The following is a 12,358-nucleotide window of genomic DNA, read 5'->3' on the forward strand; positions in this document are numbered from 1 at the left end:
GTTTTAATGATGAAAAAACAACTCTACATAATAATTGTACTTATAGGAATCATCCTGATGCCACAGGCAACCTATGCTCAAGTCGATTTTAATAAACGACCAGATGACGATTTAGGAAATGTAGAAGACGAATTTCAAGAGCATTTTTTTGAAGCCTTAAAACAAAAAGGCATCGAAAATTATGATCGTGCGGTTGATGCCCTTCAAAAATGTTTGAATTTAGACAGTAAAAAACCAGTCATCTATTTTGAGCTTGGTAAAAATTATAACAAACTCAAAAACTTTGGTGCTGCAGAAGAAAACCTAAAGAAAGCCATTGATATGCAGCCAGACAATGTCTGGTTTTTAGATGAGCTTTACGATGTGTATTTTCAGCAAGATGATATTAAAAATGCCTTAAAAACCATTAAGCAATTAGTTAAATACCATCCAGATTATAAAGAAGATTTGGCAGCACTTTATGTAAGAGAAGAAAAATACAAACAAGCTTTAGAATTGTTAGATGAGTTAGATGCCGAATTTGGATTAAGCGAATCTAGAGACGGCATGCGAAACGATATTTACAGAATTACAGGCAACGCTGACGAGAGAATTGAAAACTTAGAACAGCGTATTGCCAACAATCCTAATAACGAGGAGAATCATCTAAAACTTATTTACAGATATAGCCAAACCGGAGATTTAAAGAAGGCTTACAATGCGGCTAAAAACTTGTTAGACATAAAGCCAGATTCAAAATTTGTGCACTTGGCGTTGTATAAGTTTTATTTACAAGATGCTAAAGTAGAAGACGCTATTAGCTCGGTAAAAACGGTTTTAACAAGTCCAGAAATTAATGCAGATGCTAAGGCTAAAGTACTCAAAGACTTTGTGGCTTTTGTGTCTCAAAATCCTGAATATGAATCTGATTTAATTGATATTACAGCACTTGTAGATGATAATAAAGACGCACAAACACATAGCGACCTAGGACATTACTACTTAAAAGCAGGTGATAAAGTGAAAGCGCTTTATAATTTTAAAGAAGCGTTAAAACAAGATCCAAACGATTTCAAGTTAATAAAAGATGTATTGCTGCTTCAATTAGATGTTAAGGATTACAACGCCGTTTTAAAAGATGCTGAGCGTGCTTTAGAGCTTTATCCTGCACAACCTATGTTATATCTCGTAAGTGCTGTGGCAAATAATAATGTAAATGCGCCCAAAAAAGCCATCGATAACTTAGAAATGGGATTAGATTTTTTAATTGATAACCCAACCATGGAAGCCGATTTTTATTCCGAATTAAGCATAGCTTACAAAGCCCTAAATAATATTAGTAAATCTGAAGCGTTTGCTAAAAAGGCCAAAGCTTTAAAAGTACAGCAATAAAGACATTCCTGCGAAATTGAAGATTCACGAATTCATTAACGTAACATAAGAATCAATGCGTAAAGCAGAAATCTCATCATAGAGAATGAAAAAAAATCTAAATTATAAAAAATCTAAACTATTAAAAATTGCTTTTGCGCTTTTAGTAGCCATTCTTTTTACAAGCTGCAATGCAACCAAAAGCGTCATTGCATCTGGAGAAGCCAGTGATAAGCTTAGCGTAAAGCAAGTCATAAAACAGCATCAAAAAAATAATGCTGATTTTAATACGATGCAAGCTAGAGTTCGGATAGACCTTATTCAAGGAGAAAATGAACAAGGCTATACATTTGGTTTTAGAATGGAAAAAGATCAAGTGATTTGGTTAAATGCACCTTTGGGATTAGCTAGAATGATGATTACACCAGAAAAAGTGCGTTTTTATAATAAAAGTGATAACACCTATTTTGATGGAGATTATAAATTACTAAGCGATTTTGTTGGTGTAGATCTCGATTTCACAAAGGTTCAAAACATCTTATTGGGTCAAGCGATTTACGACCTTAAAGACGGACCACATCAGGTTTCAGTGAGTGGGAATTCTTATGCCTTAAGTCCCAAAGATCAAAATGCATTAATCGAGTTATTTTATTTAATTAATCCATCACACTTTAAGATGGACAGCTTACAATTGCAACAACTGCAAAAGAAACGCATGCTTCAAGTTGATTATGCATCTTATCAAAAGGTAAATAAACAGGTGCTACCTCAAAATATAAGGATCATAGCAGTTGATGATACAAATGAAGTAACGATTGCTATGGAATTTAAATCTGTAGCTTTAAATGATGCGGTTCGTTTTCCATTTAATATTCCGTCAGGTTATAAAGAAATAATTATCAAATAAGGTTTAATTTAAATAATTGTTCCCTTGAGGGGATTTTAGGTGTGTTTTCATGATAAATAAAGGTTTACATATTATATTGACTTTAGGATTGGTGTTATCCTCACTTTCCTTAGTTGCTCAAAGTGAAAAACAAAAAAAATTAGAAATTGAGCTTCAACAATTAAAGAAAGAAATGAAGCAAATTAATGCTTTATTATTTACTAAAAAGAAAGAAGAAAAGTCGGTAATTACATTGATTGAAGATATTAATGCCAAGGTTAATGTTAGAAAAAATCTCATTAGAATTACAAACGAACAAGCCAACCTACTTACCCGAGAGATCAATACCAATCAAACTGAAATAACAAGTTTAAGAACCCAATTACAAGAGCTTAAAGACGATTATGCTGCAATGATTGTAAAATCGTATAAAAGCAAGTCTGAACAGAGCAAAGTGATGTTTTTATTGTCGTCTAGCAACTTTCAACAAGCTTACAAGCGCCTACAGTATATTGGTCAATACAGAGCTTATCAAAAAGAACAAGGAGAAGCTATAAAGACGAAAACAAAAGAATTACAGGATTTAAACATTCAACTCTCTAAACAAAAAAAAGATAAGCAAAAGCTTATAGAAGAAAATAGAATTGCGAAGCGTGAATTAGAAGGTGAATTAAAACAGCGCGAAGTGCTTATGGCTTCCATTAAATCTGATATGGGAAAATTTGCCACTCAGATTAAAAAGAAAAAACAGGAAGCGGATCGTTTAGATAAAGAAATCAACCGTATAATTAGAGAAACAATTGCTGCTGCTAATAAAAAAACAGGTAAAAAATCGGCATCTGGTAAATTTGTATTAACACCAGAAGCTAAAAAACTATCTGCTAATTTTGAATCTAACCGAGGAAAATTAGGTTGGCCAGTATCAAGAGGAGTTATTAAAGGTAAATTTGGAAAGCGACGATCCCTAACCGACAATTCTATTACCCAAAATTATAAAAGTATTTATATTGCTACAGACACTAATTCTGAAGTTAAAGCTGTATTTAATGGTACAGTAGCTGAAATCCATGTTATGAAACGCGGAAACCCAACGATTTTAGTAAGACATGGAAATTATTTCAGTGTTTACATGAATCTTTCAGAAGTAAACGTCAAAAAAGGAGATAAAGTCAATACTGGTCAAGTGATCGGAAAGGTGTTTTCTAATAAATCGTCAGGAGAAACCTTATTAGGTTTCAGAATTTATAAAAATGATCAGGTGCTTAATCCTGAACCTTGGTTGGCTAAATTTTAGATATTACTCAAAAAGTGCCTTCAATTCAGTGGCATCTGCTGGTTTCATTTTGCCAGCCAAAAGCAGACTCAATTGCTTACGACGTAAAGCCGCATCAAAACGTTCTTTTTCTAATTCAGTTTCAGGCACCAACTCTGGCACTTTTACAGGGCGTCCTGTTTCATCTACAGCAACAAACGTGTAAATAGCTTCATTAGCTTTAATACATTCACCAGACTCTCTATCTTCAATCCAAACATCCATATAAACTTCCATAGAAGATTTAAATGCACGCGATACTTTAGCTTCAATAGTTACCACACTTCCTAAAGGCACAGATCTGTTAAATGCCACATGATTTACAGAAGCCGTTACGACAATACGTCGAGAGTGTCTTCTTGCCGAAATGCTTGCAGCTCTATCCATACGCGCCAAAAGCTCGCCACCAAATAAATTATTAATTGGATTAGTTTCGCTCGGTAATACTAAATCTGTAACAATCGTTTTTGACTGAAATGCAGTTCTTGAAAGCATAATTTTTAAAATTTCTGCAAAGATAATGGGAATTTAGATGCTAGTTGTATGATTGTGGTTAAAAAGGTGAAATTGGATAGAAGAGAATTGACTTAAAATGATGGAAAAAAGAAAATAGAGATTAGACTTGAGGCTTGCGGTTCACTAGTTGAGGTTTGGTTTTTTTGAGCAAAGCATCTGTATAATTTCTGTATAATTTTTTCGCGCTAAGCCGCTAAGCCACAAAGTTAACTATAGAGATTAGTGCAAATTAGTGAAATTAGTGTCTCATTTGAATCCGTGTAAATCCATATCAAAATAAATAAAGAACCTCAAGCCTAGGCTTAATCCAGCTTCTTTATCAACAACCAAGCATCACGATTGTGTTCACGACGCACCTTATAAAGCTCACGTTGCGCATCCTCTCTCGTTTCAAAACTAGCATAAACCACCTCATGTAAACCGTAACGATTCATGCCAATTTTTCGTGCTTTAAAACCTTTGTCTCTGAGTTGTTTCACTTTTCTTTCAGAATTAGCTTCAACTCTAAAAGCACCAGCTACAATATGATAATTGCCACTCTGCTTTTCTAAAGATAAGGTTGCAGCAGGCAAAGGATTACTAATAACAAATGTTGCTTCTTGCACTTTAGCATCGAGTTGCTCGTTGGCTTCTTCTTGTGCTAATTGGTTATGGCTTTCAATAGAATTGTTGTAATAAGCAGTGGCAACAAAACCACCTACACCAAGAAATAGAACAGCTGCTGCTGCATATTTTAACCAATTACGATTAGAACGTTTTTCTGGAGTCAATACAATCGGAGTAACATCTTCAATAGCCTCAACGGTTTCTTTGTAAATTTCACGATTCACATCAGAGGATGTAAAGTGAGATAAACCAAAAGCGTCAGTTAAATAGTTTATGCTGTTAGATGGTGAAAATTGCGTTTTCTCATCTGCATTCAAAACCAATTCGCCAATATTTTCAAGTTGAATGGTTTCCCCTTCAGCCAAAAGGGATTTAATTGACTTAACTTGTTTAGATACCTTAATTAACGCTGTTGTATAAGGTATTTTTTCAACCTCAGCGATATAATTAGCCAGTAAACCATCATTTTGTTGTAGCTGCTCGTTAAAAGACAAGGCTTTTTTTGGAGGGTAGAACGTATGTGTGGATTCGTGTATTTTTGCTGACAAACGCTGTGTTAAAAACGCACCAAATTCAGGAATAGTAACACAATCGTATCGGTATAAAAGATCGCTAATGTAAGTCTCTAATTGCATATTGACACAAAGTTAATTTTTTTTAACTTCTACAATCAAAATCAATAATAGAGTTATCAACAGTGCTACTTTTTTCTTGGTTAATAATTAAAAACAAGGAGTAAAATCTGAAATATCAGGAAGACGAGGAAGCAGACGTTCTAATTGAGAGCGTTTGTAAGCAGTATTAAAATCTTTAAAAAAATTGCGTTTTAAATTATCAGGTGAAAATACAATAAAGCCCTCTCTCATTGGTTCAATCATTGAAACGCTCATATCTAAATCGTTAAGTTGTTTGGTTAAATTCTGAGCGTATTTAAAGGAGTTAAATTTAGAGGTCGTTTCAGCCATTGAGAAGGATTCATCACTCCAATCAATTAAAGTTAAATTGGGTTTTATGGAAATAGCGTCTTCAATCGTATCAAATGTTGAATATTGTGCTGTGCTAATGAAACCAACTAAGAGTAATACGATAAACGTTAAGTAAGTTTTCATAATTTCCTTTTTATCTTTTAAAAATAAGAAAAATTCGTCTTTTTTGTTCTCAAGGATTTGTTAAATTAGAGGCTAAAGAATTTTTACTGATGACAGATCAACAACTTATCTATGCTTTAGCCTTGCAGCATGTGCCAAGAATAGGTGCTACAACGGCTAAAAAACTCATTAATCATTGTGGATCGGCAGAAGCGATTTTGAAAGAAAAGAAAACGACGCTTTTAAAAATTGATGGTATTGGTTTAATGACCATTCAAGGGCTTTTTGATAAATACCATTTGGAAGACGCTGAAAATGAATTAAAATTTATTAAAGATAATAACATTATTGCCCATTATTTTACAGAAGAAACCTATCCTGAAAAACTAAAACACTGTATTGATGGGCCAATTGTATTATTTCAATCGGGCAATATTAATTTAAAACAACAACGTATTATTAGTATTGTTGGAGCTCGAAAAATAACCACAAGCGGTATTGCCTTTTGCGAAAAATTGGTGGAAACTTTGGCACAATTTAATCCTGTAATTATTTCAGGATTTGCTTACGGTACAGATATTACGGCACAGCGCGCTGCAGTGAAGCATAATTTGCAAACGGTGGGTTGTTTGGCACATGGCCTAAATCAGATTTATCCTAAAGTACACAAAAAGTATGTTGCAGATATTGAAAAACATGGAGGCTTTTACACTGATTTTTGGAGTACTGATACGTTTGATAGAAACAATTTTCTAAAACGAAACCGTATTATCGCAGGACTCAGTGAAGCCACAATCGTTATTGAATCGGCAGAAAAAGGAGGCAGTTTAGTCACCGCAGATATTGCGAATTCCTATAATAGAGAAGTGTTTGCAGTACCAGGCAGAATTACAGATAGCCAAAGTGTGGGTTGTAATAATTTGATAAAATTTCAGAAAGCTCATTTATTATCTAATCCACTAGATGTGCCTTACATGTTGAATTGGGAATTAGAATCTGATAAAAAACCAGTAATACAACAACAACTCTTTGTAGAATTAGAACCTGATGAAAAAATCGTTTATAATTTTTTAAAAGCCAATAATAAAGAATTACTCGATGTTATTGCCTTACGTTGCGAAATGCCAACGTATAAAATTGCTGGTATTTTATTGAATATGGAGTTGAAAGGTGTGGTGAGGCCTTTGCCTGGTAAGTTGTTTGAGGTTGTGTAGATTAATGAAGAGTTAGATTTGATAAAAAAAATTAAATCAGAAAAATGAATTATTTTTCAATTTAATTAAAGAAGCATAAATTTGACTTGAAACAGTCCTGTAATCAGTTTCTACTTTAAAATTATATAATTCTATAATAAAAGAATTTTGTTGAAGTACTTTTTAACTTTCTTAATTGCCAGTTTTTTTGTGAGCGCAGAAGCGCAAGAACTTATATACCAAAATTTTGGTGTAGATGAGGGTTTATCTAGCTCTGAGGTTTATGATGTATACCAAGATAAAGAGGGTCATATATGGTTTGCGACAGATAAAGGCTTGTCTCGATATAATGGCTATGAGTTTGATGTATTTGACACAAATGATGGCTTAACGGGTAACGTAATTTTACGTTTTTATCCCCAAAAAAACGGACAAGTTTGGTGTTATGATCACCATAATAAATCATTATTTTTTTTTGATGAAATATTTAAGGGTTTCAAAGTTTATAAGCACAATAAAATTCTTAGGGAGAGTTTAGGTAATAATGGAACTCTAAAAAGTTTATATCTAGATGAATTCGGTAACTTATCTCTTGGTGTACTTAATATAGATGGTGAATTGGTAATTAATAAGAATGGAGATGTTAAATATAATCTATCAACAAATCAAACTAAATCAAATAATAAAAGGGATAAAAAGCAAATTGTTCTTCGTAATGACGAATCTAATTCCTTTTTCGTTACTTCGATAAAAAATAAGAGTTTTGATAAAAATTATTCAATTTGTCCAATACAAATACACGATCACATTGGTGCGATTTGGCTTGATAAAAATAGAAGTTCTGTTTTTATGGGAACAAATCAGATAAAAATTAAAAACAAAAAGACCATAATTATAGATAGTAGGTATAAGCCTATCGGTTTGAAAAGAGTTTCTAATAATCGCTTTTTTGTTGGTTACTTATTTGGAGGGGGGAAATTAATAGATGATAACGGAAATGTTATTGATGAATTTCTCAAAGATAAATCAGTAACTAATTTTTTGATTGACCACGAAGGTGGCTATTGGTTTAGTACCTTATCTAACGGAGTATATTATAGTAAAAAACCCTCTATGCGTGTTTTAGATATAAATAAATTTAAAACGAACGAAATTAGTTCTTTGTCTAAAAACAATAATAATGAATTACTTATAGCTTATAAGAATGGAAATTTAGCAAAACTCACAAAAAAGAGGCTTTCCCAAGTTTTAGACATACCAAAAACTAAAAGTCCAGCTTTTATTGAGCATGACTCTATTTTAGGATTTACTTACGTTTATAATGATAAAGAGTTAAAAAATAAGACAACAAATGAAGTCTTATCTAAGGACTATATTATAAAGATATCAGAACCTGTTGATGGGCATGTTTTTGTATCTGGAGGTAATTCTTTTCGAGAGATTAAAAATAATAATGAAATTTACTCTCCTTATCGAATTCAAGATGTTTGTATTTGGAAAGAAAATCCAATTATAGCATCACCTTTAGGTATATTTATATTTAAAGACAGCACCATACAACCTCTTTCTATAAAATCTAATTTATTAAAATATCGGTCAGATGACATAGATATTAACAGCCAAAGAGATAAGTTGTTTATTGCTACTCAAGGAGCAGGATTAGTAGTTTATAACGAAAATAGTGCCTACAATATAACGCAAAGTCAAGGATTAACTAGTAATAATATAAAGGAAGTATATCTAGAAAATGATACATCTATTTGGGTTTGTACTAACAAGGGATTAAATAAAGTATCTCTTATAGGCGATAGTATTATCGTATCAAAAATTAATAAAAAACAGGGTTTTTTAAATAATGAAGTTATAGACGTTGAAATAATTAATGACACAGTTTGGGCAGGTACAAAGCATGGTGTCTGTTATTTCCCTAAAAACTTGATGAATAACGTTCCTTACAGTCCGTCTTTTTTTAAACTAAAAGAGATAAAAGTTAATAACAAATTAAAAGAGGCCAATCTTAATTTAGACCTTAAATACAACGAAAATAAAATAGATATTTTTATCGAGGACATATCTTATGTTCATAATGAAGATGTTTTTTATCAATACAGACTTAATAGAAGTGACTTATGGACATCAACAAGAAACCGCAAAATTAGTTTTGCAGCACTACCACCAGGTAACTATAGTTTTGAGGCTAAAGTTTGCATTGATGACAATAATTGTGCGATAAAACGAATTACATATCAGTTTAACATTCTATACCCTTTTTGGAGAACGTGGTGGTTTTATACACTTTGTTTCCTCCTATTAATAGGACTAATTTATAGTTTTTTTAGAATACGTATCCTTACTTACAATAAAGACATATTTCAGGAGTTAATCCGTTTATTGATAAAACGATTAAAACGAAAAGAACAACATTTTTCATTTAGAGAAAACGGTAAAGATGTTAAAATCAAAGCTACAAATATATTATTCGTAAAATCTTCTGGTAATTATATAGATATAAAAACTGTGGATAAAATGTACACTGTTAGAATGAATATTGGTAAATTTTTAGATAGAATTCCAGATAAGCTTGAATATATACGAGTACATCGTTCTTACATTGTTCGGTTAGATAAAATTACTTCAAAATCTAAAAACGAAATTTTTATAAACACCATAAAAATTCCAGTAAGTCAAAGCTACCTTCAAAATTTAGAAAAAGTCTTTTTTTAAATTAAAATCCGTACCTATTTAATGTAGTATTCGTACCCGAGCTTTTTTTATTCGTACCTATTCTATAGTAAAGTCGCCACATTTATTGGCTTTAGGTTCATAATCCTTTGTGGAAAAAATACTTTTGAATAGTTACCTAATTTATAATATTTAATAAATCAATCAACTAAATATTAGTATCTCTTGGTAATTTAAAGGTGCATCCCGAAAAGCCAATATTAAAAAGAGTAGGGACTAATAACTAACTAATATTATGAAAACAAAACTTCTTTTTTTAATTGTCTTTTTATTTACGAGTATTTTTTATGCTCAGACATGGGAAGACATTAATTTTATTGATTCTACCGATGAATTAGCAGTAAAAAGCATTGGTGATGCTGTTATAGATGAAAACGATAATTTATATATTTATGGGGATGATATTACTTCTTCAACTAGGTTTATAAAAAAAATAAATTCCTCTGGTGAAGTTGAATGGATAAAAGATATAGGTTCATATATAGATGGTTACAATACTGAGGGTGATGTTGGTGCAGGCCTAACAGGAATTGCTTACTCTAATAATACATTATACGTGGTTGGAATGGAAAATAATAGTGGTATTGTTATTAAGACAGGTATTTCCGAAGACTCACCAATAGAAGTATTCGAACACTTATCATTACAGACTACGTCTTCAGACCTAGTATATCAAAATTCTGCAATAGTTAACGATATTAAGATTGTAGGGAACTTTATTTATATCGTTGGAACATTTGGTTATAGTCAACATGATTCTTCGCAATACGAATTTTCTAACGGAATAAGCCTTGTAGGTAACCACAATAGTAGTTTTATTGCTAAATATACACTTAGTGATGGTGAAATGGTTTGGGCTAAGAAAATTGATGCTACAATTTCTGTAAATACCGAAGCAATAGACGTAGATGCATTAGGCAATATATTTATTTCTGGTAATTTTAAAGGAACAGCCGTTTTGTATAACGGTTTAAATACATCTTTATTTACTAATACTAATGCAGCTTCTCAAGCATTTTTAGCAAAATTCTCAGCTGATGGTAATTTTGACGAAGATTTTAGTTTTAAAACTAGTAATGTAAGAGGGGGTTATGATGTAACCGTTTGTAATATAAATGATGCAGTGTATTGGCCGTATTACGGGCATATAGCAGCTTATACTAAAAGCGGTGAAGGTCTGTTACTTTGGGAAAAAGAGGTTAATGAGATGACAACTCTAAGTATTGAGACCAATGATTGTGGTGATATTTATTCAGGGGGTTATTTTAATATTCCATTAAATACTGGTTCCCATACTGGGGATAATAGAGAAAATTTCATAGCACTTTCAATTAATAAAGATACAGGTGAGACAATTTGGTCGAAATCACCTTCACAACAAAGTAGTATAATTTCTTATACTTCTAATGTCCTAATAAGTTCCGATAATAGAGTGATGATTATTGGTAAATATTTTGCTCAAACAGGAAATGATGAAATAATAATAGATCAGTACACGTCAAATACATCTGACGGCATTTTCATTGGCCGTTATAACGATAGTGCTCTAAATAATTGTTGTGCAAATGCACCAGGACTTTCAGTAAATATTCCTGACAAAATAAATATATGTAATGAGAATTTTCAGGAAATATGTGCACCAGACCCAGGTACTTATACTTACGAATGGTCTAACTCAGATAACGAGATCCTATCTACAGAGAGTTGTTTTACACCAGTAGAATACGATTTGTATACGCTTCAAATAACAAATATCAATGGTTGTGTTATAACATTACAGGATTTTGATATTGTTAACGCTCAAGGAGCTGCGGATTCAATAGAGGACGTGTTTTATTGTAAAAAAACACCTTTAGTAGTAGGTTTTTCTTATCCTGTAACTAATGCAATCAGTTATGAGTGGACGTTTAACGGAGCTCCAATAACGGCATTCAATTATGCAATACCATATCAAGGAGCAGGAGAATATTGTGTTACTGTAAATTGGACAAACATTAAATTATGTGCTACAACTATTTGTTTTGAAGTTATTAAATGTTGTAAGACTAATCCAGATTTTACACATACATACAACAGTCCTGTGAATTTTATGACGATTCAAAATATTCCAGAGTATGTAGATAATTACGAAGAAGAAAAATATTTGATTTATAAGCAATGTAATAATACTACTAATTGGGTTTTAGAGTATACTTTTATTAGAAGTGGAGATGATATGTACGACCCAATAGAAATACCCGTAGATTCTAATTGTGCTTATAAAATAAAACATATTGTAAGGTCTTGTAATGGCAAAAAGATGGTTAATACGCATTACGTTAACGAAAAGAATAGGGTTTCTGTCTCACCAAACCCAGTAAAAGATACTTTTGAAATTGTGATAGATAGGTTTAATCTGTCAGATAAAATGTCTATTGAAATATTTGACAGTGTTGGTTTAAAATTAGCTCATAGTAATAGCATTACCAATAGAGGGTTTCAAATAAATTCTAGAAATTGGAGACCAGGAATTTACTTTTGTAAAGTGAGAGTAAATGATAATTTGTACACAAGTAAAATTGTAAAAAAATAATACCATCCTTAGTGGTTTAGTATTAAACCGTTGAATTAAAATTAGTCCTTTACAGCAATGTGAGGGCTTTTTTTATTTAAAAATTTAAGTTTT

General features: G+C 31.8%; 9 protein-coding genes. 6 read left to right on the forward strand and 3 right to left on the reverse strand.

Annotation, left to right across the window (positions count from 1 at the left end):
• Positions 1-9: 9 nt before the first annotated feature.
• The 3 genes from AB8B52_RS13985 (at position 10) to AB8B52_RS13995 (ending at position 3,530) form a co-directional block, all read left to right on the forward strand.
• Positions 10-1,371, forward strand: coding sequence for a tetratricopeptide repeat protein (locus AB8B52_RS13985; protein ID WP_406029182.1), 1,362 nt, complete (start codon positions 10-12; stop codon positions 1,369-1,371).
• Between the two features lie 85 nt (positions 1,372-1,456).
• Positions 1,457-2,257: a DUF4292 domain-containing protein gene (locus AB8B52_RS13990; protein WP_406029184.1), complete on the forward strand. Its 801-nt coding sequence runs from the start codon at positions 1,457-1,459 to the stop codon at positions 2,255-2,257.
• 49 nt (positions 2,258-2,306) lie between these two features.
• Complete coding sequence (locus AB8B52_RS13995) at positions 2,307-3,530, forward strand: murein hydrolase activator EnvC family protein (protein WP_406029186.1); 1,224 nt, start codon at positions 2,307-2,309, stop codon at positions 3,528-3,530.
• A 3-nt stretch (positions 3,531-3,533) separates the two neighbouring features.
• On the opposite strand, the gene AB8B52_RS14000 is transcribed toward AB8B52_RS13995, so the two are convergent.
• The 3 genes from AB8B52_RS14000 to AB8B52_RS14010 all read right to left on the reverse strand — a co-directional run bounded on the left by AB8B52_RS14000 (position 3,534) and on the right by AB8B52_RS14010 (position 5,779).
• Positions 3,534-4,043 (reverse strand): acyl-CoA thioesterase, encoded by a 510-nt coding sequence (locus tag AB8B52_RS14000; RefSeq protein ID WP_406029188.1) that lies wholly within the window; start codon positions 4,041-4,043, stop codon positions 3,534-3,536.
• Between the two features lie 323 nt (positions 4,044-4,366).
• Positions 4,367-5,305, reverse strand: a complete 939-nt coding sequence (locus AB8B52_RS14005) for an SPOR domain-containing protein (RefSeq protein WP_406029190.1) — start codon at positions 5,303-5,305, stop codon at positions 4,367-4,369.
• A gap of 87 nt (positions 5,306-5,392) precedes the next feature.
• A complete protein-coding gene (locus AB8B52_RS14010) occupies positions 5,393-5,779 on the reverse strand; it encodes a hypothetical protein (protein WP_406029192.1) in 387 nt (128 codons plus the stop codon).
• A gap of 89 nt (positions 5,780-5,868) precedes the next feature.
• Here AB8B52_RS14010 and dprA point away from each other — a divergent pair, with 89 nt between their 5' ends.
• The 3 genes from dprA to AB8B52_RS14025 all read left to right on the forward strand — a co-directional run bounded on the left by dprA (position 5,869) and on the right by AB8B52_RS14025 (position 12,265).
• A complete protein-coding gene (gene dprA, locus AB8B52_RS14015; protein ID WP_406029194.1) occupies positions 5,869-6,972 on the forward strand; it encodes a DNA-processing protein DprA in 1,104 nt (367 codons plus the stop codon).
• 150 nt (positions 6,973-7,122) lie between these two features.
• The gene (locus AB8B52_RS14020; protein WP_406029196.1) at positions 7,123-9,675 is read left to right on the forward strand and encodes a LytTR family transcriptional regulator DNA-binding domain-containing protein; all 2,553 of its coding nucleotides are present in this window, start codon (positions 7,123-7,125) and stop codon (positions 9,673-9,675) included.
• Positions 9,676-9,928: 253 nt separating this feature from the next.
• Complete coding sequence (locus AB8B52_RS14025; RefSeq protein WP_406029198.1) at positions 9,929-12,265, forward strand: T9SS type A sorting domain-containing protein; 2,337 nt, start codon at positions 9,929-9,931, stop codon at positions 12,263-12,265.
• Positions 12,266-12,358: the final 93 nt, after the last annotated feature.

The sequence above is a fragment of the Winogradskyella sp. genome (assembly GCF_045105575.1).
Taxonomy (GTDB): domain Bacteria; phylum Bacteroidota; class Bacteroidia; order Flavobacteriales; family Flavobacteriaceae; genus Winogradskyella.